This window comes from Liquorilactobacillus sicerae (assembly GCF_029916425.1).
GTDB classification, from domain to species: Bacteria; Bacillota; Bacilli; order Lactobacillales; family Lactobacillaceae; genus Liquorilactobacillus; species Liquorilactobacillus sicerae.
The window spans coordinates 13,557-39,434 of the sequence record NZ_JAHAVQ010000012.1 but is presented as its reverse complement, the minus strand read 5'-3'; the positions used below and the strand labels follow the sequence as shown (position 1 = coordinate 39,434).

20 protein-coding genes are annotated in these 25,878 nt (G+C 37.0%); 17 read left to right on the top strand and 3 right to left on the bottom strand.

What is annotated here, in order from left to right:
• The first annotated feature begins 30 nt into the window (after positions 1-30).
• The 5 genes from KH893_RS08475 (at position 31) to KH893_RS08455 (ending at position 8,099) form a co-directional block, all read left to right on the top strand.
• Positions 31-1,173, top strand: a complete 1,143-nt coding sequence (locus KH893_RS08475) for a glucose-1-phosphate adenylyltransferase (RefSeq protein ID WP_281165763.1) — start codon at positions 31-33, stop codon at positions 1,171-1,173.
• Positions 1,163-2,305: a glucose-1-phosphate adenylyltransferase subunit GlgD gene (gene glgD / locus KH893_RS08470; protein ID WP_281165722.1), complete on the top strand. Its 1,143-nt coding sequence runs from the start codon at positions 1,163-1,165 to the stop codon at positions 2,303-2,305. The genes KH893_RS08475 and glgD overlap by 11 nt, the downstream gene beginning before the upstream one ends.
• A complete protein-coding gene (glgA, locus tag KH893_RS08465; protein ID WP_281165721.1) occupies positions 2,302-3,732 on the top strand; it encodes a glycogen synthase GlgA in 1,431 nt (476 codons plus the stop codon). Before glgD ends, glgA begins: the two co-directional genes overlap by 4 nt.
• Before the next feature lie 112 nt (positions 3,733-3,844).
• Positions 3,845-6,280: a glycogen/starch/alpha-glucan phosphorylase gene (locus tag KH893_RS08460; RefSeq protein ID WP_281165720.1), complete on the top strand. Its 2,436-nt coding sequence runs from the start codon at positions 3,845-3,847 to the stop codon at positions 6,278-6,280.
• Positions 6,261-8,099 (top strand): glycoside hydrolase family 13 protein, encoded by a 1,839-nt coding sequence (locus KH893_RS08455; RefSeq protein ID WP_281165719.1) that lies wholly within the window; start codon positions 6,261-6,263, stop codon positions 8,097-8,099. The genes KH893_RS08460 and KH893_RS08455 overlap by 20 nt, the downstream gene beginning before the upstream one ends.
• Positions 8,100-8,192: 93 nt before the next feature.
• Here KH893_RS08455 and KH893_RS08450 read toward each other — a convergent pair whose 3' ends face one another.
• A complete protein-coding gene (locus KH893_RS08450) occupies positions 8,193-8,867 on the bottom strand; it encodes a type 1 glutamine amidotransferase (protein ID WP_281165718.1) in 675 nt (224 codons plus the stop codon).
• Positions 8,868-9,170: 303 nt separating this feature from the next.
• Here KH893_RS08450 and KH893_RS08445 point away from each other — a divergent pair, with 303 nt between their 5' ends.
• Positions 9,171-10,094: a glycosyltransferase gene (locus KH893_RS08445; protein ID WP_281165717.1), complete on the top strand. Its 924-nt coding sequence runs from the start codon at positions 9,171-9,173 to the stop codon at positions 10,092-10,094.
• Between the two features lie 104 nt (positions 10,095-10,198).
• Complete coding sequence (locus KH893_RS08440) at positions 10,199-11,188, top strand: glycosyltransferase family 2 protein (protein ID WP_281165716.1); 990 nt, start codon at positions 10,199-10,201, stop codon at positions 11,186-11,188.
• Positions 11,189-11,291: 103 nt separating this feature from the next.
• On the opposite strand, the gene KH893_RS08435 is transcribed toward KH893_RS08440, so the two are convergent.
• Complete coding sequence (locus tag KH893_RS08435) at positions 11,292-12,662, bottom strand: IS4 family transposase (protein ID WP_281165715.1); 1,371 nt, start codon at positions 12,660-12,662, stop codon at positions 11,292-11,294.
• Between the two features lie 230 nt (positions 12,663-12,892).
• Entirely contained in the window at positions 12,893-17,221 is a 4,329-nt protein-coding gene (locus tag KH893_RS08430) for a 2-hydroxyacyl-CoA dehydratase (RefSeq protein ID WP_281165714.1), read from the bottom strand.
• Between the two features lie 189 nt (positions 17,222-17,410).
• On the opposite strand from KH893_RS08430, the gene KH893_RS08425 reads away from it, so the two are divergent.
• The 10 genes from KH893_RS08425 (at position 17,411) to KH893_RS08380 (ending at position 25,826) form a co-directional block, all read left to right on the top strand.
• Positions 17,411-18,016 carry a TetR/AcrR family transcriptional regulator gene (locus KH893_RS08425; RefSeq protein ID WP_281165713.1) on the top strand — a complete coding sequence of 202 codons (606 nt, stop codon included), beginning with the start codon at positions 17,411-17,413 and terminating at the stop codon, positions 18,014-18,016.
• A 168-nt stretch (positions 18,017-18,184) separates the two neighbouring features.
• The gene (locus tag KH893_RS08420) at positions 18,185-18,946 is read left to right on the top strand and encodes an ABC transporter ATP-binding protein (protein ID WP_281165712.1); all 762 of its coding nucleotides are present in this window, start codon (positions 18,185-18,187) and stop codon (positions 18,944-18,946) included.
• Positions 18,947-18,961: 15 nt separating this feature from the next.
• Positions 18,962-20,782, top strand: a complete 1,821-nt coding sequence (locus KH893_RS08415) for an FtsX-like permease family protein (RefSeq protein WP_281165711.1) — start codon at positions 18,962-18,964, stop codon at positions 20,780-20,782.
• 52 nt (positions 20,783-20,834) lie between these two features.
• Positions 20,835-21,203, top strand: coding sequence for a GntR family transcriptional regulator (locus tag KH893_RS08410; RefSeq protein ID WP_281165710.1), 369 nt, complete (start codon positions 20,835-20,837; stop codon positions 21,201-21,203).
• Positions 21,200-22,072 carry an ATP-binding cassette domain-containing protein gene (locus KH893_RS08405; protein WP_281165709.1) on the top strand — a complete coding sequence of 291 codons (873 nt, stop codon included), beginning with the start codon at positions 21,200-21,202 and terminating at the stop codon, positions 22,070-22,072. The genes KH893_RS08410 and KH893_RS08405 overlap by 4 nt, the downstream gene beginning before the upstream one ends.
• Complete coding sequence (locus tag KH893_RS08400; RefSeq protein ID WP_281165708.1) at positions 22,069-22,851, top strand: hypothetical protein; 783 nt, start codon at positions 22,069-22,071, stop codon at positions 22,849-22,851. Before KH893_RS08405 ends, KH893_RS08400 begins: the two co-directional genes overlap by 4 nt.
• A 62-nt stretch (positions 22,852-22,913) precedes the next feature.
• The gene (locus KH893_RS08395) at positions 22,914-23,795 is read left to right on the top strand and encodes a hypothetical protein (protein WP_281165707.1); all 882 of its coding nucleotides are present in this window, start codon (positions 22,914-22,916) and stop codon (positions 23,793-23,795) included.
• Between the two features lie 19 nt (positions 23,796-23,814).
• The gene (locus KH893_RS08390) at positions 23,815-24,729 is read left to right on the top strand and encodes an RluA family pseudouridine synthase (RefSeq protein WP_281165706.1); all 915 of its coding nucleotides are present in this window, start codon (positions 23,815-23,817) and stop codon (positions 24,727-24,729) included.
• A gap of 76 nt (positions 24,730-24,805) precedes the next feature.
• The gene (locus KH893_RS08385) at positions 24,806-25,453 is read left to right on the top strand and encodes a metal-dependent transcriptional regulator (RefSeq protein ID WP_281165705.1); all 648 of its coding nucleotides are present in this window, start codon (positions 24,806-24,808) and stop codon (positions 25,451-25,453) included.
• 172 nt (positions 25,454-25,625) lie between these two features.
• Positions 25,626-25,826 carry a cold-shock protein gene (locus tag KH893_RS08380; RefSeq protein ID WP_010581203.1) on the top strand — a complete coding sequence of 67 codons (201 nt, stop codon included), beginning with the start codon at positions 25,626-25,628 and terminating at the stop codon, positions 25,824-25,826.
• The last annotated feature ends 52 nt before the right edge of the window (positions 25,827-25,878 follow it).

The following is a 25,878-nucleotide window of genomic DNA, read 5'->3' as shown; positions in this document are numbered from 1 at the left end:
GGTGAAGATGGCTTTAGTCCATCGAATATTATGAAAAATGAAATGATTGCAGTTATCCTTGCAGGTGGTCAGGGTTCACGTTTAAAAGACCTGACAAAAAATAGTGCCAAACCAGCAGTCCCTTTTGGTGGTAGATATCGGATCATTGATTTTACACTCAGCAACTGCGTCAACTCTGGTGTCCATAATATTGGTGTCATTACTCAGTATCAGCCATTGACCTTAAATAATCATATTGGTAATGGAGCTAGTTGGGGATTAGATCATCTTGATTCTGGTGTAACTATTTTGCAGCCCTATTCAAATAAAGAAGGCAGCAAATGGTTTGAAGGTACTGCACACGCAATCTACCAAAATATTGATTATATTGATTCAATGGATCCTGAATATTTGCTGGTCTTATCAGGCGATCATATTTATAAAATGGACTATGGTGATATGTTGCGAGTTCATAAAGAAAAAAAGGCAGCTTTAACGGTTGCGGTTATTGATGTTCCATGGGACGAAGCTAGTCGCTTTGGTATTATGAATACTGATGAAAATAACCGGATCATCGAATTTGAAGAGAAACCTGCTCAGCCTAAGAATAATCATGCTTCAATGGGAATTTATATTTTCAATTGGCAAAGACTGCGTTCAGTTTTGATCAATGGTTTTACCAAAGAGATCCCGATGATCGATTTCGGTAAGAATGTCATTCCATTTTATATAAAAAGCGGTGATAATGTTTTCGCCTATAATTTTGCCGGCTACTGGAAAGATGTTGGGACGATTCAATCATTATGGGAAGCTAATATGGAATTTATTGATGGGCGCGGTGGGTTGAATATCCGTGATCGCAGCTGGCGAATCTTTTCAAAAAATCCAATCGCACCACCACAGTTTATTACGGATACGGCAACAGTCAGTGATTCGATGATTGTTGACGGTTGCTTTGTTGCGGGGAATATTGATCATAGTATTTTATCTGCCAATGTTCAAGTTAAAGAAAACTCCTTAGTTAAGGACAGCGTGATTATGCCTGATTGTTCGATTGGTAAAAATGTGAAAATCAGCCATGCGATCATTGGTGAAAATTCTGTGATCGGTGATAATGCAGTGATCGAAGGAACAGATGAAGTAGCGGTTGTCGGCAACAATGAAGTGATTGGAGTGAAGACTAATGAAGACTAATCGGATGTGCGCAATTATTGGCAATGAACATGAATATGCAGATCTTTTACCGTTGACGGCTGAAAGGCCATTATCAACTTTATATTTTGATTGTAAATATCGTATCTTGGATTTTGCGTTATCAAGTGTTGCTAATGCGAATATTCGCTCAGTTTTTATGATCGTCAACGAAGGTCGCATCAAATCAATTTTTGATCATTTAGGTGGTGGCCGCGAATGGGGGTTAGACAGTATCGGCAGTTATCAATATATTAGCTTCTATCAAGACTTTGTCCACAAAAAAGCCCAAGGTCAACCGTGTTTTGGTGACATTATCCAATTCTTAAAGACCTCAAAATCACCCTATACTGTTTATTTAACTAATAAATTCATTTGCAATCTTGATTTACAAGCGGTATTAAAAATTCATCAAGAACAAAATAATGAAATTACAGCTGTTTTTAAACGGATGCCTGCTGACAAAATTGCTCCAGATGACCAGGTCTTAAAGTTAAAAGACAGTAGTCAAATTGCTGATGTTGTTGCCTACCGGGATGTTACCGCCAAAAAGGAAATCTATAATTTATCTTTAGGTGCCTTTATTATGAAGACTAGTTGGCTGATTGCTAGTTTAGAAAATAGTCAGGCACTCAGCATTGAAGAATTCTTATTTAACAAATTGAAACACGCTAAAAATTCCACTTATGAATACACCGGCTATGTCAGCAATGTTTATGATCTTCCGAGTTACTATCAAGCAAATATGGACATGCTGAATGTTGAAAATTACAATTCATTATTGTTTTCCAGCCAAAAAGTTATCACTCGAACAAAAAATGAAGTCGCTACTTATTTTGCGTCAGAATCTGATGTTAAAAATAGTCAGATAGCTACAGGTTGCAGAATTGAAGGAACAGTATATAATAGTTTGATTTCACGGCGAACGTTAATTGCCAAGAAAGCTAAAGTTGAACAGGCAATTATCATGGGAAGTTCGAGCGTTAGTGAAAAAGCTAAAGTTAAATATGCAATCATTGATAAGAATGTTAAGATTGATCCACATGTCGAAATTATTGGTCGTCCCGATAATTTAGTTGTCATCAAGAAAAATTCACATATAACTGAAAGTGTTTACGGGGGAAAAAAGAAATGAAGATTTTATTTGCTGCTGCTGAATGTGCACCGTTTTTCAAAACTGGCGGTTTAGGCGATGTAGTTGGAGCCTTACCGCGAAGCTTAAAAAATTATGGTCATGATGTTAGGGTTATTTTGCCATTCTTTGCTGGTATGAAAGCACCATTTTGTGATCAAGCAGAATACTTATTTGATTTTACAGTCAATGTTGGTTGGCGCAAACAATATTGTGGAGTCAAGACTTTAGTTTATCAAGATGTTCGTTATTATTTTATTGATAATTTGTATTATTTTGGGCGTCCTAATTTATACGGCTACTATGATGACGGCGAACGTTTTGCCTTTTTTCAGCAAGCAGTAATTGAAGTGATGGAAAAGATCGATTTCATACCAGATGTTTTGCATCTTAATGACTACCATACGTCATTTATTCCGTTTTTGTTACGCGAAAAGTATGGCTGGATCAATGCTTATTGCCAGATTGCGACAGTTTTGACGATCCATAACCTTGAGTTTCAGGGACAATATGATCGGCAAGTTTTACCTGAGTTGTTTGGAATGGGGACAGAACGTTTCGATGATGGGACAGTTCGTTTTAATGGTGCGGTTAATTTTATGAAAGCCGGAATTTTATACGCTGATCGGGTCAACACGGTTAGTCCTTCGTATGCACGAGAAATTCAAACGCCAGAATTTGGCTGCGGCTTAGATCCAATTTTACGAACGATAAATGGTAAACTTACTGGTATTTTAAATGGAATTGATTTTAAGCGATATGATCCAGCAACGGATCCAGCTTTAAAAGCTAATTTCAATGTTGAAAATTTAGTCGGCAAACAGCTTGACAAAACAGCTTTGCAAACAGCCTTTGGTTTACCAGTTAGAAAGGATCTTCCTTTGATCGGGGTGGTTAGCCGCTTGACCTATCAAAAAGGATTCAAGTTATTAGTTGCTGAAATGGAAAATCTGTTGCAATTTGATGTCCAATTAGTACTTTTGGGTACAGGATATCAAGACTTAGAGCATGATTTTCGTTATTTTGCTCAACGTTATCCACAAAAATGCGCTGTCAAAATTGATTTTGACGTTACTTTGGCACAACAAATCTATGCTGGTTGTGATTTGTTCTTGATGCCTTCCGCTTTTGAGCCATGTGGGCTGTCGCAAATGATGGCCATGCGTTATGGAACGCTGCCAATTGTTCATCAAATTGGCGGACTGCAAGATAGCGTTCAGCCATATAATCCGCTTGATCATAGTGGGACTGGGTTTGGATTTAGCGAGTACGTTTCATTTTACCTAATGGAAGCAATTAAATTAGCTTTACAAGTTTATCATGATCCTAAGACCTGGAAGCAGCTGGTTGGGCGTGCTATGTCACAAGACTTCAGTTGGGAAACAGCCAGCTTGAATTATGATAAAATGTATCACGAAATTATTAAATAATTTTTGATAAACTAACATGGTGGTGAGCTTAAAGACAGTCACCATTTTTGTATATCAGGGTATGATTTAACTAAGCCAGCTTAATTTTTTAAGGCGAGGGAGGAAAAGATTTATGGGATCAATTACTAAAGAAGAATTTATCACTATGTTTAAAAAAAGACTTAATCAAAAGTATGCTATGGATATTAGTGATGCTTGTAACAGTGAACTGTACGGAACCTTATGTTCGCTGGTTAAATCTTCTTATTCAGCAATTTGGCGGCAGACGTGGAAAGATTTTGTGAAAGAACATGATAAACAAAGCTATTATTTTTCAATCGAATATTTGCCTGGAAAGCTTTTAAAAAGCAACTTGCTTAATATGGGTTGGTATGATTTAGTCAAGACTGCTTTTCAAGAGATGGGATTAGATTTGAATGAAATCGCTGCAGTCGAACCAGATATGGCTTTAGGAAATGGCGGCTTAGGTCGATTGGCTTCCGATTTTATGGATTCGCTAGCATCAGAAGGATATCCAGTTAATGGTAATGGCATTCGTTATCATTATGGACTTTTTAAGCAAAAGTTTGTTAATGGTTATCAAGTTGAATTACCAGATGAATGGTTAAATACAGACGGTGGCAATGCTTGGGAAATTCGCCGTGCCAGCAAATCTGTTTTGGTTAGAATTGGTGGACATGTCCACTTGGTTCAGGAAAAAGGCTACTTAAAACCAGTTTACGAAGCTGCCACTTTGATTCAAGCGGTCCCATATGATGTCGGCATGGTCGGCTATCATAATAATCATGTTAATACTTTGCGTTTATGGAGCGCCGAGATTCCTGAAAGTGAAGAAAGTAAATATCCAACAATTGAAGATCGTCGTCAAGTTGAAGACATTACGGCTGTTTTATATCCAGATGACTCAAATGAAAGTGGTCGGCTGTTAAGACTTAAACAGGAATATTTTTTTGTTTCAGCTGGAATTCAAAGTATTATCCGTCATTATAAAAAATATGGCAGTCCAATTGATCAAATTAGTCAAGAAGTAGCGATTCATATTAATGATACTCATCCGGCAATGTGTGTCGCTGAATTTATGCGAATTTTGTTGGACGAAGAACATTTATCTTGGAGTACGGCTTGGACTCAAACTGTTAAAGTTATGAGTTATACCAATCACACAATCATGTCCGAAGCCCTTGAAACATGGGCTGTGCCAATGTTGAATGAGATTCAACCACGAATCTTACAAATTATTGCAGAAATTGATCACCGTTTTGTGACTTCTTTGGCGGGTAAAGTTGACGGCGGTTTAATTGAACGAACCCGAATTATTTCTGGTGGGAAAGTTCATATGGCTCACCTGGCAATTATTGGTTCTCATAGCACTAATGGTGTCGCTAAATTACACACGGATCTCTTAAAATCGGATGTTTTGCATGACTTTTATACGCTTTATCCTGATAGATTCAACAATAAAACTAACGGGATTGCTGTTCGGCGCTGGTTGCAAATTGCTAATCCGCGTTTGGCAAAGGTTATTGACCAAACAATTGGAAATGATTGGCGTCAAGATGCTAGTCAACTGTTGAAATTAACCGATCATACAACGGATAATAGTTTGTTAGATCAGCTGAGTGAAGCCAAATTAGCTAATAAACGTGATTTAGCTCAATTTATCAAACAGAAAACTGGAATCATTGTTTCACCAAATGCAATTTTTGATGTTCAAATCAAGCGACTTCATGCTTATAAGCGCCAATTGCTAAACTTATTGCGAATCATTAAATTATATTTAGATCTGAAACAAAATCCAGATTTGGAAATTATTCCAAGGGTCTTTATTTTTGGTGCTAAAGCAGCTCCAAGCTATCATTACGCTAAGTCGATCATTAAATGCATTAACGAGACGGCAAATTTGATCAATCATGATTCAACCATTCAAGCCAAAATTAAAGTTATTTTCTTAGAAAACTATGGTGTATCGTTGGCTGAAAAAATTATTCCAGCAGCTGATGTCAGTGAACAGATCTCAACTGCCTCCAAAGAAGCATCGGGAACTAGTAACATGAAATTAATGTTGAATGGCGCTTTGACTGTAGCAACGCTTGATGGAGCAAATGTTGAAATCAAACAGTATGTTGGTGATGATAATATTTTCATTTTTGGTTTAAACAAACAGGAGGTGTACCAATATTATCATGATCATAATTACCATAGTTTAGATTATTATCAAAATAACCCGATAATTCATCGAGTGGTGGATGCATTAGTTGATGGCACCATTCCAAATGTTTCAGCTGAAGGTCATGAAATTTATGATTCTTTAACGTATTTAAATGATGAATTCTTTGTTTTACGTGATTTGGAAGATTATTTACGGATTCAAGATAAGGTTGACGAAACTTATCGTGATCAGCGAAAATGGAATAAAATGAGTTTGATCAACATTGCCAATGCAAGTTACTTTTCTGCTGATGAAACAGTCAAACGGTACGCTGAAGATATTTGGCATGTTAAACAATTGTCAGAGAAAGGTGACATGAATGTTAAATATCCGTTATAATTCGTGGCTAGATCGTTATAAGTCGCCATTTGGTGCCGTGCAGGAAAATCAGCAGTTGAAAATCGGAATACAAGTAGCAGCTGAGAACGTTGCAACTGTTGAACTATTGGTCCATAAAGACGGGCAAACGGCTTCAATCAATCATGTTTTAGAGAAAATAGCTGGAGATTTTTATCAAACAACCTTGATTTTGGACCAAGCAGGCTTGTACTTTTACTATTTTAAAATTACTTTACAGATTAATGGTCAACCGCAAGTTTATTTTTATGGTGAAACAGATGATCGCTTTGGTGGAGTTGGTCAGGTTTCGGCAGCGCATGATTTAAAGGCTTATCAGCTGACTTGTTATGACAAAAAGGTTACCGCTCCAGCTTGGTATAAAAATGGGGTTTTTTATCAAATTTTTCCAGATCGCTTTTTTAATGGTAATCCTGATGGAAAATTATGCGCTCGACGGAAAAACACTTTTATTTATGGGACAACTGAGGATACGCCACTCTATATCAAAGATCACACGGGAAGTGTTGTTCGCTGGGACTTCTTTGGCGGTAATTTGCGTGGGATCATTGCTAAGATTCCGTATCTGAAAAATTTAGGAATCACTGGTATTTATTTAAATCCAATCTTTTTTGCTAATAGCTCGCATCGTTATGACACTAATGATTATTTTCGGATTGATCCAATGCTGGGAACTGAAGAAGATTTTAAAGAATTAGTTGAGAAGCTTCATCAAGCCGGAATCTGTATCATTTTAGATGGCGTGTTTAATCATGTCGGCAAAGACAGCAAGTATTTTAATGCACGTTGTTTGTATTATGATAAGCAAATTGGTGCTGCTCAGCAAAAAAGTAGTCCCTACTATTCTTGGTTTGAATTTAAACATTATCCCGATGATTATGCAGCTTGGTGGGGAGTTAAAGATTTGCCTAAAGTTGATAAAAATAATCCAGCTTTTCAAAAAATGATTTATGCTGATAAAAATAGTGTGATCAATAAATGGACTAGTATGGGTGTCGATGGCTGGCGGTTAGATGTAGCCGATGAATTACCGGAGAATTTTATTATTGGATTACGGGAAACATTGACACAATTTCCCCAGGAAAAAGTATTATTGGGAGAGGTCTGGGAAGATGCTTCCAATAAAATCGCTTATGGTAAACGGCGCCACTATGTAGAAGGGCATGAATTAGATGGGGTAATGAATTATCCATTGCGGCATTGTATTCTTGATTTATTGAGTGATCAGCCAACAAGATCGATCATGGCCATTATTCGTGAATTAATGAGTTTACGCGAAAATTATCCCCAGGATTTTTATTTCAACTCGTTAAATAATATTGGGACCCATGATACTGAACGAATTTATACAGCGTTGGGTGAAAAAATCGAAAAATTAAGAATTGCTTGGGAGCTGTTTTTTATTCTTCCTGGGGTTCCTTGCATTTATTATGGTGATGAAGCTGGGATGAAAGGTGGTAAGGATCCGCAAAATCGGGGCTTTTTCCCTTGGAAACATCCAAACCAAAAGATTTTTTCTTTTGTTAAAAAGTGGGTTCAACGTCGCAAAAGTTTGCCAGTTTTGCAAAATGGTGATCTTGTTTTAGGAACTGGAGCTGGTTGTTTAGCAGTTATTCGTTATAATCAGAAATCTTTGGGTCTATATGTGGTTAATTTATCAGCTAAGTCGCAGAAACTTGAATTCGCTAACTTTGCTTTTGTTCACGATAATAATGATTTTGGTGAATTTATTTTTACTGAGCTTGGGCCACAACAGTTAGCACCGTTTGAGAGCCGTTTTGAGATTATTGAGCGGCCATAAACTGAATTAACATCTAAATTTTAATAGAAAAATAGCCTTCAAAAATTAGCTCTGCACTAATATTGGAGGCCATTTTTGTTTATTAGTGTGCCTCTAAAAGCTTCTGGAAATTAAGTAATCTAGTAAAGTAAACATGATGTTTTTATTTTGCTTTGGAATATCAAAATTTAAGACTTGTTGTGAAGACTGTTTGAAGATTGAACTATTAAGATAATTCCCATCATTAATAACGATTTCTCTTAAATTTTCAAGTTCTAGTTCAAGATGAAATTGCAGTCCGATCACGTTTCCATGATAAATAAATCCTTGGTTTTTGACCAATTTACTAGAAAATAATAATTTAGCGGCTGGTGGTAAACTAAAAGTTTCACCATGCCAATGGAGAACGGTTAACTTTTCTGGTAAAGTCGGAATAATTTGATTTTCAAGATGGACGGGAGCCCAACCAGCCTCTTTAACCGGAGCAGTTGTGATTTGTCCACCAAGAGTTTTAACAATTTGTTGAGCACCTAAACAAATTCCCAGGATCGGTATTTTAGCCTCTAGGGCACTTTTGATCAATTGGCGCTCAGTTTTCAGCCATGGCAAAGAGTCATTGACACTCATTGGGCCACCAAGGATAACTAAGAGGTCAGTTTCCTCAATTCGTGGGAAAATGTCGAATTGATAGGGATGATAAATATATATTGCATGTTGATGCACTTGAGCCCAAGTCTTGATTAACCCTGGCCGTTCGTTGGGTGTATGTTGGATAATATTGATTCGCATCGACTCACTCCAGTTTTAATCGTCTGCTAGTTCAAAAAAGAAAGTGAACTTTTAAAGAGTAGGTTTTGTAGTACCTTTCTTTATGATAACATCGGAATAGAAAAATCAGTAGTTATTGTTGACATGAATTATCATGATTTATCTGTTAATGTCAGCAAATAATTCTAATTTAATAGCAAGAACTAAATTATGTTATCATTGAATAAATTGTAAAAAAATAAATCACATTTTAAAAAAAGTAATCTAAAATCTGGATTAGAAGAAACCTATATATTTAAACAAATTTTTGAAAGTTGGGTAAAAATGATTTCAGTAGTAATATCAACTTACAATGGTGAAAGATTCATTATACCGCAGTTAGAATCGATTATGGAACAGAGTGTTTTACCTGATGAGGTATTAGTTATAGATGATTGTTCGACAGATCACACAATTAGTTTAGTCAAGGATTTCATCCATCAAAATAATTTGCAAAATTGGCAATTGAGTATCAATAAGTATAACAAAGGGTGGAGAAGAAACTTTATCGACGGAATTAGAAGTTGTCATGGTGATTTAATTTTTACATGTGATCAGGACGATATTTGGCGGAAAGATAAAGTTGAAATCATGAGTAAAATTATGGAGGACAATGCAAATATAAGACTGTTAACTTCAAATTATTGTGAGTCATATGAGAATGGGAATAAAAAAATAGGTCCATGGGAAAACTCTAAGGAAGTAAAACGCATAAGAATTAAAAATAATTATTTTTTGATTAAAAGCCCAGGATGTACTTATTGTTTTAGAAAATCATTTGCAACTATCTGTTTAAAGTATTGGCAGCCTGATTATCCTCATGATGCATTACTCTGGCGTTTTGCAATGTTTGCTGATGGCCTGTATGCTTATACTGATGACTTGATAGTTTGGAGAAAGCATTCAGCTAGTACATTCTTTAAAGAAAGCAAGAACTTAAAAACCATCAAAGAAAAGAGAAAGTGGATAGCTGTATCTCAACAGTTTAACACTGATTTAAAAAAGTTTGTAGCTAATGAAGTTTCAGGGGAAGTTTCTGCTCAAATCTCTACTGCTAAACGTGCAGATCAATGGTTGGAAACTCGTAAGAAGTTTTATTTTCAAAAGAATCCATTGATTGGTTTAAAATTGCTTTTTTATCTGGATTCTTATCCTAGATACCGTCAGTTTCTCGGAGATTGGTATTTGATCTATCTTAAAAGAAAATAATTTTTGAGTTATTCAGATTTGAAAAAACTTAAAAAAGGTTCAAATGAAATTAAATTTGCAGTTATCAGTAGTTAATTAATGAGTAGAAAAGAGGAAACTTGCTTATGCAAATTAAACCTTTGATCAGTGTTATCATTCCAATTTATAATGTTTCTCAATATTTAGGACACTGCTTAGAATCAGTTCTTGCTCAGACCTACCAAAACTTGGAAGTTATTTTGGTGGATGATGGTTCAACGGATGAATCTGGCAAAATTGCTGATGAATATGCACAAAAGGATCCACGATTTAAGGTCATTCATCAAACAAATGGTGGGCTGTCAAATGCGCGAAATAAAGGTATTTCAGTTGCTAAAGGGGAATATTTGACGTTTATTGATTCTGATGATTATGTTACCCGAGACTATGTCGAATACTTATTTAATCTGTTGGCAAAAAATAATTTTAAATCCAAGTTGGCTATTTGTTCGATTAAAAATGTTTTTGAAGAGACAGGCGTTCAAAAAAGTGATGAAAATGGCCAAGAGGTAGTTTTGACAGGGAAAAAATGTATTGAGAAAATGTGTTATCAAGACTTAGTTGATACTTGTGCCTACGCTAAACTTGGTGCCAAAGAACTATATGATAAGGTTAAATTTCCAGAAGGGTATATTTTTGAGGATATTGCGACGACCTATCAATTATTTGATCTATGTGAAACTGTTGCCTGTGGATTCAATGCTAAATATTATTACATAGTCCGTCAAGGGTCGATTGTCAGGTCAAGTTTTAATCGAAAGAAACTTGAGTTATTGCCAATGACTGATAAAATGGCACATTTTGTTAAAGAACATTATCCAGATTTAGCTGCCGCCGCTTTGCGACGGCAAGTTTATGCTCGTTTTAGTACATTAAATCAAATTCTTGCTGATCCTCAAGCTAACATTCCGCAAGAGCAAAAGAAAATTTTATTATTTTTGAAGAAACATCGTCAAGAAGTTATGCAAGATCCTAAAGCACCACGGCGTGATAAAATAGCTTATCAAATGTTGCAATTAGGATTGCCATTCTATAGATTCTCGTGGCACATTTATGTGAAACTAAAAGTACGTTAGAATTTTAAATATTGTTCAATTTAAATATCTGAAACTTGAAAGTTCAAAAATCACTTAATGTCTTGAACCTATTCAATTTGTTGCTTCAAAATTAGATAAGAGTTCATGCTGTCAGTAATTTGGAAAAGCTTCCTGGTAATTGGTCAAAAAACTCATTTAAAAATTCATTTATCTTCTTCTCAATGAATATTTTTCCACTGACATAGCTAACCAGATTAACTAATAATTGTGTTAGAGCTTCAATTAGCGTAATATCAGTCAAATCACGGTTAAGTTCAAAGAATAAATCACCCATCGAATGGTAATCAACTGACTCTCGTTGTTGCCAAGCCTGTTGCCAAGCCAGGATATCATAGGCCATCATGACCAGTGCCAAATGCGCACAAAAGCCATCATAACTTTGAATTTGACTGCGATCAAGGCGTAAGTATTGCTTGGCTACTTTAAAGAAGCCCTCAATCTGCCAGCGACGACCATACATCTGGATGATTTTATCTGGTGTCAGATCGGGATTAGTTGATGCTAAAACTAAAAATTTATTGGTATGACCACGCTTGGTGACAAATACTAAACGCAGTGGAAAGGTATTCTCACCGGCGTGAGCTTCAACAATAACACTGTATTGATACTTGTCGTGTTGACGCCGTTGGCTTCGTCTAAGCAACTGATAGATAGCTTTATCGGACATCATTTTGTTTCGATAACGATAGTGAACTTTCACTGTATTTTTGATCATACCAATGCCAACCATTCCTAAATCAATGACCGTTTTGAACATTTTAGGTGAACTAAACCAAGTATCAAATAGGACATAGTCAGCTGTAATCTGATTATCCAGAGCCTGCTTTAAAAGTTCTATACCAACTAAGTTCATCTTACGCTGAGCTTGAGCTCGGCGCTGACCAGCTAAAGTGCGCAAGTCAGTGAAACGAGCTGGGGAACCAATTCGGTTACGTTGATTTTCAGAAGACATCAAGGCATAGTTAACCGGTAAAAGCGTATTTCCATCAGTGATTGCCAAAGTAAGGCCGCGATACCCTTTAAGATATTTGCCGCGATCATGATCGTAAGTTTTCGCTAATAATTCTGCTTTCTTTGAAAACGAGCGCTTGATCAATGTATCATCCAAGACAAAGGCAAGCTTCCGACGACCATCTAAAGTTTTGATGCGGCGCAAGTAATCGATGATCCCGCCAGCCAAGAGACAGGTCAATCGTTGCCAGTTGATCCGGGCATCATTCAGGACATTGCGTACCGTACGGGTGGTAAACTGTTTTGTCTTTTCTGCACGATACAGTGAGCGTTGTTGAAAAATAGATACCATGAGCCACGACAAAATAGACAACAAAGAAAGCTTAGAGCGGCGGAGATAGTTAAGCTTCCGAGAAATTTTAGACAAGCCAATGAGTTGATTAAAAACAGAAATTTTATTTTTTAAAATGATATAATCCTGAGCATGTTGTATAATATTCATAGCACAAGTTCTCCTTTGTATCTAAGTTTTTGTCGACTCAAGTATACTTCACAGGAGCAGCTTGTGTTTTATTTTTTGTAAAAATAAGGCTGATACCATGCAGTGTCTGCCCAAATATGAACTTTCAAGTTTCAGTTAAATATACTAAAAATGTTTTAAAAAGCAATAAAGGAACAGAGACAACACGATGGGGTGGTCTTTGTTCCTTTATTTTTACTTAATTTTTAAGCCTAATTAGCATTAACTGGCTTGCCATGCAAAGAGTTATGCTGAGCAACCTGGGCTGATTCTCTAGCTAATTCTTGCTTATCAGCTGTTTGCTTGGCTAAGTTTTTCCTGGCAGTTGCCAGCATTAAACGAATTCGATTAAGTTGATTAACAGCTGACAAACTAGGATCATAATCGATCAGCGCAATATTGGCTTTAGGATATTGACTGCGTAATTGTTTGACGACGCCTTTGCCGACAATATGGTTTGGTAAACAGCCAAATGGTTGCATACAGATAATATTATTGATCCCTTGTTGTAAACTTTCAACCATTTCGCCGGTCAAAAACCAACCTTCACCAGTTTGATTGCCTAAATTGATAATAGTTTCAGCTCCCTGAGCAATCTTTTCAATTGCTTGGCTGGCAGTAAAGCGCTTTGATTGCTTTAGAGCACTGTTCATTGGCTTTTCACACAAATCAATTAATTTAATTGCTACCTCGGCAAGAATTTTGTTTTTTAGTGAAAAGCCTAAGTGATCATGCTTGTAGATCTGATTGTACAGTGAGTAATTTAAAAATCCAGCAATTTCTGGACAATTGACCTCAGCACCTTCTTTTTCCAATAGACGAACGATATTGTTGTTAGCAATTGGAGAATACTTAACCAAAATTTCACCAACTAAAGTAACTCTTGGTTTCTGAATCTTTTTAAGCGGGATCGCATCAAAGTCCTGAACGATTTGAGCAACATTGTGTTTGAATTCATGGAAGCTGCCATTTTCAATATTCGATTTGATCAACTGTAACCATTGTTGATGCAACTGATCAACTGATCCGTTAACCTTTTCGTATGGTCGAGTTCGATAGACGACTTTTTCAAATAGATCACCATACAAAAAGGCTAAGGCAACTCGCTTAACTAGCGGAACGGTTAGTTTGAAACCGGGCGTTTTTTCAGTTCCTTGTGCACCAAGAGAGATTGAAACGACTGGCACTTGCGGAAAACCGGCATCTTTTAAAGCTTTTCTAATCAATGGGATATAATTAGTTGCACGACAGCCGCCACCAGTTTGACTCATCATGACTGCTGTTTGGTTGAGATCATATTTACCACTTTTCAAGGCTTCAATCATTTGACCGATTGTAATGATTGCTGGATAACAAGCATCGTTGTTTACATATTTAGTTCCTTCATCGACTGACCGTTGGCGTTGAACGGGCAGATTAACTACGTTATATCCACTGGCTTTTAAGGCAACATCAACTAATCCAGATTGATGGATCGGTGAAAGCATCGGCATTAGCAGAGTATAATGAGATTTCATCTCAGTTGTAAATTTTGGCGGAGTTACTTGATCATTTTGTTCTTCAGGTTTAATTTTGCGCTGCTGACGTTCTAAGACAGCAGCTTTTAGTGAACGGATTCGGATCCGGATTGCGCCAATGTTAGTTCCTTCGTCAATTTTTAGGACAGTGTACAAACGATTGTAATGGTTCATAATTTCTTCGACTTGATCAGTAGTAATTGCATCAATTCCGCATCCAAAAGAGTTTAACTGGACAAATTCCAGTTCAGGAGTTTTGGCGGCCAAGCGTGCGGCTGCAAATAACCGTGAGTGATAAGTCCACTGATTGACAACCCGCAGGCCTTTAACATCTCCTAAATGAGATACACTATCTTCAGTTAAAACGTTAAATCCCTCAGCACAAATAATCTGCGAGATTCCGCGATTGATTTGCGGGTCTAGATGATATGGACGCCCGGCTAAAATAACACCATGTTGACCAGTTTGCCGCATTTGCAATAAGGTTTCTTCACCGCGATTTTGAATCCAGCGTTTAAAATTATCCATTTCTCTAAATCCGGCGGTCAAAGCAGTTCTAACTTCTTTTGGTGAAATGCCAAAGTCTTTAAAAGTTTCATATAAGTTACGAGCGGTGGAATCAAAATCAGCTAAGTTTAGGTAAGGATTACGATAATCAACTTGACCGTTGCGGATTTCATCGACATTCATGCGGATTACATCTGGGTAAGATTGAACAACAGGACAATTGAAATGGTTATTAGCTGCCTTTTTTTCCTGACGTTCAAAAACAACACACGGATAAAAAATTGTTTTGAGTCCGCGCTTGATCAGCCACTGAATATGGCCATGAACTAATTTTGCCGGATAACAAACGGTATCGCTAGGGATAGTTTCAATTCCTGATTCATAAAGTTCTTCTGATGAGCGAGTTGAAAGTTCAGCTCGAATCCCCAGTTCTTTAAAAAATGTCACCCATAATGGATAATTTTCGTACATGTTTAAAACCCGTGGCAAGCCGATAACACCGCGCGTTGCCAATTTTTTTCGTAATGGTCGGTAAGAAAAAAGCTTACGCAATTTTTCTTTGACCAAATTGACCCGTTGATCCTTCGGTTTTAACTTGATTCGTAAACCTTTTTCACAACGATTACCAGTAATAAATTGACGCCCATCATTAAAAAGAGTAACTGTCAATAGGCAGTTGTTTTCACAACGGCCGCAATGGGTGAAAGTTTTAGTTGATGATAAACCAGCCATCTGTTCAGCTGTCAGTAAGGTTGTTTGATCGTCGGCCGCAGCTCGTTCTTGAGCAATCAAAGCTGCACCATAAGCTCCCATCAAACCAGCAATGTTTGGCCGGATAACATTTTGCCCACTGAGCAGTTCAAAAGACCGTAAAACAGCTTCATTATAAAAGGTTCCTCCTTGGCAGACGATATGTTTTCCTAGATCTTGAGCAGATCGTGCCTTAATGACTTTAAATAAAGCATTCTTAATAACTGACATTGATAAGCCGGCGGAAATATCACCAACAGTTGCGCCTTCTTTTTGCGCCTGTTTAACCTTGGACTGCATGAAAACTGTACATCTTGAACCCAAATCAGCCGGATGCGGTGCTAACAAAGCGGCTTTAGCAAAATCTTTAACATCATAACGCAAGGATTGGGCAAAAGTTTCGATGAAAGAACCGCAACCGGATGAACAAGCTTCATTTAATTGAATTGAGGCAAGTGCGCCGTTTTTGATATGCATGGCCTTCATATCTTGACCACCAATATCCAAAATAAAATCAACTGCTGGCATAAAATGATGAGCAGCTTTGTAGTGGGCAACGGTTTCAACCTCTCCTTCATCAGCTGCCAGGGCGCTTTTGATTAAATGTTCACCATAACCAGTGGTACAGGCTTTCGCAATTGTAACTTGTTTAGGAATCTGCAGATACATTTCGGTCAGCATTTCAATCGTTTTCTTTAAGGGATCACCATCATTGTTATCATATTTGGTGTACAAAATTTTCTGATCATCACTCATCAAAACGATTTTTGTAGTTGTTGAGCCAGCATCGATTCCCAAGTAGGCAGAGCCTTGATAAGTTTTTAAAGGGCGTGACTCAACTTTAGCTTGATCATGACGCTGTCGAAATTTAGTGAGTTCCGTTTGATTTTTAAATAATGGTTCAAGTGATCGGGTTGGCTGTAATGAGCCAGCTGAATTTTCCAAATTTGCTAAAAGTTTCTCAATGGTCGTACTTGCTTGATTTTTTGCATATAAAGCAGCACCTTTAGCAACAAATAATTGCGGATCAGGCGGGAAAATTACATCTTCAGGCTTGAGATTTAATGTTTCGATGAACCGTTGACGCAGCTCACTCATGAAATAAAGTGGCCCACCTAAAAAAGCAACTTTGCCCTTGATTTTATGTCCAGAAGCCAAACCGGCGATTGTCTGATTAACAACAGCCTGAAAAATGGAAGCGGCCAAATCTGCTTGACGAGCTCCATCATTGATCAAGGGTTGAATATCAGTTTTGGCGAAAACACCGCAGCGTGACGCAATTGGATAAATATGATGATAATCTTTAGCTAGCTCGTTTAAGCCATTAGCATCGGTTTTTAAGAGACTCGCCATCTGATCGATAAAGGCCCCGGTCCCTCCAGCGCAAGAGCCATTCATTTTTTGTTCTAAGGAAGAACCAAAAAAGGTGATTTTGGCATCTTCGCCACCTAACTCGATAGCAACATCAGTTTCTGGACAATCAGTTTCAACTGTTTTGGTGCAAGCAATCACTTCTTGAACAAATTTAAGCTGCAACACGTCCGCTAGGCCCATTCCACCTGAACCAGTGATGGTAAAAGAAATGGGTGTTGTTAAGCCGACTTTAGCTGCTGCTTCGGTCAAAACTTTTTTACTGGCTTTTTTGACGTCAGAAAAATGTCGTTGATAAGTTTGATATAAAACTTTTCCTTGATTGTTTAAAATAAACACTTTAACAGTGGTTGAACCGACATCGATTCCACCAAATAATTGATCTTTTTCCTGCATGGAATTTACCTCCGTCGTTTGTTGGCAAATGTTTGTTGATTATCATACAAGTGTCGTTTATACTTACTATAATTAATTTTACTGGAGATATAGCGATAATCAATGACCAAATAATAAGAAGAAGTTGGATAAACAACAGTTGTCTTTTTTTTGTTGGATCACAGTGAAAAAATTAACAAGGAGAACTTGATGAAAAAAGAAGATTTACGAATTTTCAAAACAAAAAGATTAATTTTCAGAGCTTTTGTTGATTTGATTTTTGAAAAAGATTTTGCATCAATTACAGTTCAAGATATCGCTGATCGGGCAATGATCAATCGTTCAACTTTTTATAGTCATTTTCGTGACAAACAAGATGTACTGGAACAAGTTTTTCCATATGTTTTGTTACCATTATTGGGGAGCATTGAGAATAATATCATCGAGTCGGGCAATGTTATTCGCGAGAAAAAAATTGTTGAGATTGTTACTAAGATTTTTTTGCAAGTTAAAAGTGAAAAGAAATTTTATTTATTAGTGCTACGGGGACGGAACATGATTTTGATGGATACATTCAAAAAGTTTTTACGCGAGCATTTTTCAGAAATCTTTTCTAAATTACAAGTTAAAAATGGTGATCAAATTATTCCTAATGATTTTATTATTTCATATTTAGTGACGACTTTTATGAGTACGATTTATTGGTGGTTGGAAAACGACTGTTCATTGTCGGCGGAAAACATGGCTCGAATTATGATCAAGTTAATCAGCAGTGCCGGCTTAGCAATTGGCAGTTTTCGCATCGAACACGATTAAACACTATATAAATTCTGGATTAAATTTAATTATCCTGCAAATGTTAACTTCTTGGTTAACGTTCGAAGGATAATTTTTTTGAATTTAAAAAAATTTCTTGTCAGTAGCTGCTAAATGTTATATGGTTAGTTACATAGGCAATTAACCATATAACCAAAGGAGAAGAATATGAAAAATAACTCAGTAATTCAAGCACAGCATTTGAAGAAAATTTATGGCAAACAGCAGGAGAAAAAATACACTGCTCTAAAAGACGTTTCGTTTTCAGTCGCTGCTGGCGATTTTGTGGGTGTAATGGGAGCTTCTGGTTCCGGGAAAACAACGTTGCTAAACATGTTAGCAACGTTCGATCGACCAACTGCTGGAACAATTAAAATTGCAGGTCAAGATATAACACAGCTTAAAGATAATGCTTTAGCAGATTTTCGAGCAAACCAAATGGGGTTCATTTTCCAAGACTTTAATTTATTAGAAAATTTGACTTCTGCGCAAAATATTGGTTTGCCATTATCGTTGCAAGGTAAACCGGTCAAGAAAATCGATCAAATTGTGACTAAGACTGCGCAGGCTTTGGAAATTGAAAATTTGTTGCCAAAATATCCGGCCCAACTTTCAGGTGGACAAAAGCAAAGGATTGCTTGTGCCCGTGCTTTAGTCAATCGACCGCAGATTCTTTTTGGCGATGAACCAACGGGGGCACTTGATTCTAAATCAGCTCGTGAATTATTAGGACTGCTGCAACAAATTAATCAGGAAGAAAAAACCGCAATTTTATTAGTTACGCATGATGCCTTTTCAGCTAGTTATTGCCGGCGAATAATCTTTATTAAAGATGGGCAAATTGGTCATGAGTTGGTTCGACAAGCTAGTCAAAGTCGACCAGAGTTCTATCAACAGATTCTTGATCAATTAGGAACGTTTGAACAATAAAAGGGGGGAAAACAAATGCTTTTTAAATTAGCTGTGAGCAGTGTGCGTCATCGTTGGAAAGATTATTTACTTTTATTTTCTGGCTTAGCAATTTCAAGTGCCATCTTTTATTTATTTGAAACGGTTGCTGCTAATCATCATTTTCTGATGACTAATGGGCAAACTGTTTCAAATTTGATCGGCTATGTTTTTGGCTTTGGATCAGTTTTACTGGGACTATTAACTTTAATTTATTTGAATTATGCTAATTCGTTTTTGCTTAGCATGCGCCAACGTGATTATGGACTTTTTATTATGCTTGGTACGCGAAAAAAACGAATCGGTCGGCTGATTTGGTTAGAGACAATGATGTTAGGTTCAATGGCAACATTATTGGGGATAGCTTTAGGAATTGGCTTGAGTTTTGGCTTAAGCAGCTTAGTTATCAATTTTTTAGGTACAGCAGCTACCGCTTATCATCCATTTTGGCTCCCAGCTATTATTTGGACATTGTTGATTTACCTTGGTCTGTTTTTGTTGGCTGCAACTTGGAATACTCTCGTAATGACTAAGAAAACTGTTTTGCAATTATTGAAGGCTAATCAGCAGTCAAGCTTTCACCAAAACAAGCCGTTCACCTTGCTGATTGAATTAATTACCGGTGTGTTATTGCTAGTAGTTGGTTATTACGTCATGATCAAGCCACTAATCTTTCATCAATATACAATTATCATTGCAGTTTTGACCTTGACTTTTGGGACTTATTTCTTGTTTAAAGCAGTCGTCAGCACATTGTTGCAATGGCTGGAACGTTTTTCATTTGCTAAGCGTGGATTAAATGGATTTACTTTAGCTCAATTACGTTTCCGGATTGTTGATTATACCAAAGTTCTAACCGGAATCACGATGATGTTTGCGATGGCTTTAGGTGCAATCACTGTCGGGATGGGTTTAGATAAGATGATTGATACGACCTCGCGTGTTTCAGGTGCTTATGATTTGAGTATTGTTGATCCAACTTCCCAACAGCAAAAATTGATCGATCAGTTATCATTACAGCAAAAAAGGACGTATACTTTTGTTAGGGATGGCAAAAAATTGATTTTTGCGGCTAATCAATTTAAATTACAGCCGTTTTGGCAAGTCAAGGTTGGTGAAAAAGTTGGCCGCCAGATTGCTGATGCAAAAATCCAAGTTATTCCAGAACAAAAAACTGATCTATTAGCGAGTGAGTTGTCACATTACTTGGGAATTAGTCGCCAAGAAAATGGTCAAGTAGATCAAGTCAAAGTTCAGACTAATTTTTCACAGAGCACTGGTTCAACTGAGAAGGTAATCTTTTTAAGAACTAAGAGTATCCGTCAAAGTGCTCCAATTTTGAAAAAACTAGCACATTTGGAAAAGCAGAAACACCCTGTTGCAATGAGTAATACTTCACTTTGGCTGGGGAATTGGAACAGTTATCAGCAAGTTAGAGTCTTATACTCTGGCCTCGAATTTATGGCAGTTCTGCTTGGAATATCCTTCTTAGCCATGTTAGCCAGTTGTTTAATGTTTAAAATTCTATCAGGTAGTTTTGCTGATATTCCTCGATATGAATTATTGCGCAAATTAGGAACTCACGAAACCAGTTTGCGTTGGGCAATTAGGCGTGAAATTGCGATTTTGTTCTGCTTACCAGCAGCTTTAGGCGTTGTGCATGTTCTATTTGGTTTAAATCTGTTTGTTTCCCTCTTGGCTGATCCATATAAGAATCTATGGCTGCCATTTATTATCTTTGGCTTGATTTATCTGGGATATTATTTATTCTTAAATCTTGTTTATCAGAAGATCGTTTTAAAGAAAGTTGACAAATAAGCTGAAGAATAAGTATGCTTGGTTTTGTGCTCCAGACGACGAGGTGAAGCAAATGCAGTTTAATTTCAATAGTACTGAACCAATCTACTTACAAGTAGCCGAGCAAATTACGGAGGCCATTTTTGCTCGGCTTTACGTGGCAGGCGATCAGGTCCCGTCAACAACGGAAGTTTCTAAAAAGTTTCATATCAATCCAGCGACGATCCTAAAAGGTATGAACTTATTGGTAGCACAAGGATTAATTGAAAAAAAACGAGGTATTGGAATGTTTGTCACAACCAATGCCTATCAGAAAATCGTTAGAAAAAGGAAAAATGAATTTTACGACCAAAAAGTCATTGGTCTAGTCCGTGAGGCTAAAAAGCTTGGAATATCGCAGACAGAATTGGTTGATTTGATTGAAAGGGGGTTTCCTAATTGACAGGTATTCAAATAAAACAGGTGACTAAAAATTATGGTAAAAAGAAAATTTTAAAACCAATTGATTGTGAATTACAACCAGGGAAAATTTATGGCTTATTAGGCAGAAATGGGGCTGGCAAGAGTACGCTTTTAAGCTTATTAGCCAATCGAATTTTTCCAACTAGTGGAGAAATTTTAGTTGATGATCAAAATGCAATTGATAATGCGCAGGCTTTAGGTAAAATCTATTTAATGAGTGAAAAAGACCTCTATCCGGCTAGTCAAAGCTTAGAGCAGCTAATGCGTGGAACAGAGCTGCTTTATGGAAAATTTAATTTTCAACTTGCTTATGATTTGGCAGGTGAGTTTGAGCTTAATCTTCAACAGAAGTTTGGCAAGTTATCGACTGGGTACCGCAGCATTTTTAAATTGATCACAGCTTTAGCTACACCAGTGCAATATTTGCTGCTGGATGAACCTACCTTGGGATTAGATGCTAATCATCGTGATTTGGTTTATCAGGCAATTATGGATGATTACCTGAAACATCACCGCACAGTTGTGATTGCAACGCATTTGATTGATGAGGTTGCTAACTTAATGGAACACGTATTGATTATTGACCACGGCGATTTGGTCTTAAATGGTGAGACAGAAGATATTTTGGCAAATGCTCATTTGATCGTCGGACCAGCCAAAGACGTTGCTAAATATACGGATGGCTTTAATATTATTGGTCAAGAGACACTTGGACGAATTACAGGTTACTATGTATACGGTCCGTTGGATGATCAGCGAATCTTGCCAGATACAGTTTCAATTGAACAAACCAATCTGCAAAAGCTTTTTGTCTATCTAACCAACAATCAAGGAGGAATCGGTAAATGAGCGAACGGCAAAAGGGCGTAACAACATATTTATTCCGTAATACATTACGTCAAATGGGGTATGCTTTTGCATGGGCACTTTTTGGAGTTTTGTTGATACCACTTTTGATTGAAACCTTGTCCAACAATCAATCGATCAACTTTGCCGGAGAATTGCGTAATTTTTCTTTAGGACCAGTCTTATTGATTATTCTCGCAATTATCAGTATGCGTAATTATGATGATTTTCAATTTATGATTCAAAATGGTGTTTCGCGAAAAATGTTTTGGCAAAGCAAAATGGTTGTTTTGGTCATTGCAGCATTGATTACGCAGTTCTTTGGGTACTTATATCGTTGCTTGATCAGTAATTTTTTAGGGGCTGATGATTGGCAACAAGCCTCACTTTACATGACGGCCTACGGAAAATTTGCTGACGCAGCCACCGTTAACCAGGTATTAGCAATTATTTTCTCTTTGCTCTTTACGATTGCCTTAGTTTTAGGGATGGATTTAATTGGTAGTATCTTCAGCCTCTTTCCGAAAAAGCAAAAGTATTTGATTGGAGTTGCTTTATTGACTTTAAGCATAGTGGGCTTAACAATCTTGTCTAATTGGTCGGCTCAGCATCAAAAACAAGCATTAGCAGTGCTGAGCTTGTTTTCAGGATATTCACGGCAAAGAGCAGTTCAGGCTACTTTAAACCCGACGATGCCGTTTATTGAGTTGGTTGGGGTGATTATTGTCTCTTTATTGGGCACTCGGCTAACCTTTAAACATTTTCAAATCAGGAATGATTGATTTTTTTGCTTGTGAATCACTTAGAGGAGTATACTTACTCTACAAGGAAAAGGAGACGAGCAATGGAACTTAGCAGAAAAAATAATGGCGGCCATTTTTCAGCTGCTAAAATAAAAAAAAGAAATCATAGTACAAGCCGTATGGTGACCTTCTTTTTATTGTTGGCTTTATTTGTTAGCAGTTTTTGTTATACGCTAAAGGTTACGGTCTTTTCGGCCGATCAAATCAGTCAAACGCTCACCCAAGATAAGTACGTTAAACAGCTTCATTCAAGCTTGAACAACTACTTAGCTTCACTAGCTAAGCAATATAGTATTTCAACGACATTAACCCAGAATCTATTAACCAATTCACAAGTTAAAACTGATTTAAAAACAGCTGTTGAAAATGCATATGCTGGCAAAACGTCGATTTTTGATACCAGTACGATTCAAAGCCAAGTTAAAACTAATCTTGATGCAAAAGCACAGTCAATTGGTTTATCCACCGATAATTTAATTTATCAGACAGCCCAAAGCACTTTATTGAGCGGGCTAAAGGGCAGTTTAGATCAAGCGCTTAATTCACAAGATTTGCAGCAAAAAGTTCAGCAATTGATTTCTTTGCGCAAAGCAAATGCATTGATTTTGCTGGTAGCTTTAGGTTTTAGTTTGTTGCTGTTGGTACTTTTACTAGTCGTAGAGCGTAACTTTTTTGGCTGGCTGCATTATTTGGGCATTGCGGCAGCTTATACAGCAGTTTTGTTGTTTGTTGCCAATTTGTTATTTAAGCAAGTAGTAGCAAATTTGGATTTTGCTCAGCTTTCAAGTCAAGCAAGTGTTGATTTGAATGACGTGGCTAGCAGTGTTATTCAATTAATAGTCAATCAGTCGAATTTATTAATGATTGTTTGGCTGGTTGTCGCCGTTGTCGGTATTGCAACTGGAATTTTGCGGCGGCGTTAAATTTGCAAGGAATGAAAAAATGGAATATTTATTGGTCAATGATCTTAATTTTCATGGTTTAATCAAGAAATTCTTATTAGCTAAAAAAATTAGTCAGCGAACGATTAGTCAAATTCGTCGCGGTGAAACCATCTTACTGCTCAATGATCGTGCAAGTGATTTGAAACAATCAATTAAGCCTAATGATAAAGTAATTTTGCGCTTTCAACCAGAAAATAATCCGCAACTCGAACCGAATTATCAACCAATTGAAATTTTATATGAAGATGCTAATTGGTTAGCAATCAATAAGCCGGCCGGGCTATCATCCGTTCCTGGACCAAGTGATCGGACTACGACTTTAGTAAATCGGGTCAAAGGTTATTTGATTAATCGACAAGCAACTGATTTAGTGCCACATGTGATTACACGCTTGGATCGCTTTACCAGTGGAGTAGTACTGCTAGCTAAGCATCATTTGGCTCAAAGTATGATTGAACCTCAAGTTGAGAGCCATTTGCTTGATAAGTGTTATCTGGCAGTTGTTGATGGTCAACTGAAAACCCAGCATGGTTTGATTGATCTGCCAATCAAGCGAGTGCCAGGACAGGCAAAACGGATTATCGATCAGCAGGGACAAATATCTCAAACAGAGTATTGGGTACAAAAAACCGCGGCAGATCAGACATTAGTCAAGGCTAAATTGTTGACGGGCAGAAATCATCAGATTAGGGTGCATTTTAGTCATTTAGGGTATCCTTTGGTCGGTGATCAATTATACGGAGGCAGCCAAAAATTGATTCAGCGTCAGGCATTACATGCAAGACAATTGATTTTTTTTGATCCATTTTCAGGGAAAAAAATCAAAGTAGTTGCACCTTTGCCACTTGATTTGCAACAATTATTAGGGCAAGCCTTTGGTTATGATGATTTGCAAAATGCTTTTTCAGGTTAACCTAGTTTTTTGGTATAATTAAAATTGAGTGTAGTAATTTAAGAAATAAGGATAACTGAAACAGGGGGGACAATTTATGACTCCAATGAAGGAAGACTATTTGAAAATAATCTTTGAATTAGGTGGTACCAAAAAGAAAATCACAAATAAACAGATTTCATTGAGCTTGAATGTTGCAGCTGGTTCAGTTACAGAGATGGTCAGTAAGCTAGTCAAAGAAGAACTGGCTTCACATACACCTTATGCAGGTATCTCACTGACACCTAAGGGCATCGAAGTTGCTGAACAGCTGGTCAGGAGACACCGTTTATGGGAAGTCTTTTTATATGATAAATTAGATTATAAATTAGCTGATGTTCATGATGACGCAGAGATCTTGGAACACACAACAAGTGACCGCTTGATGAATCATTTGGATGCTTTTTTAAATTACCCGACGCATTGCCCTCATGGCGGGGTTATTCCCAGTGCTGATGGCAAGTATCAAGAAGACAGTCATTTGGTATTGGCCGATGTGGCTGATGGACAGACGGTAGTCGTTGAGCGGTTCATTGATAATCATGATTTACTAACTTATTTGGATGATTTAAAATTGAAGATTGGTGATCGTTTAAAGGTAATTGCACATCAGCCATTTGAAGGGCCAGTTAAGATTCAACTAATTTCCGATCAGCAAGAAATGAATGTCAGTTTTAAGGCAGCTCATTATATCTTTGTGAAATAAGTTAGGTAATTAGCTATCTTTTTTGTAAAAGCTATGTTATACTCAAATTGTATTTTTGTATGGGTTACCGTGGTTAGATTGTTTCAAATAACTTTCCCCATTTGTGCCGATCAAGAATTACAATTTTATTAATATTTAGAAGTGCCCAAGCGGCACAAGGAGGATTTTTATTATGGAACAAGGTACTGTTAAATGGTTTAACGCAGACAAAGGTTTCGGTTTTATTACTCGTGAAGATGGCAGCGATGTATTTGTACATTTCTCAGCTATCCAAGGCGACGGCTTCAAAACTTTGGATGAAGGTCAACATGTAACTTTTGATGTTGAACAAAGCGATCGTGGACCACAAGCTGTTAACGTTGTAAAAGATTAATTATTAAGCTTACTGTTAAAGTTATTAAATAATTAAAAACGTGTTCCGGAGC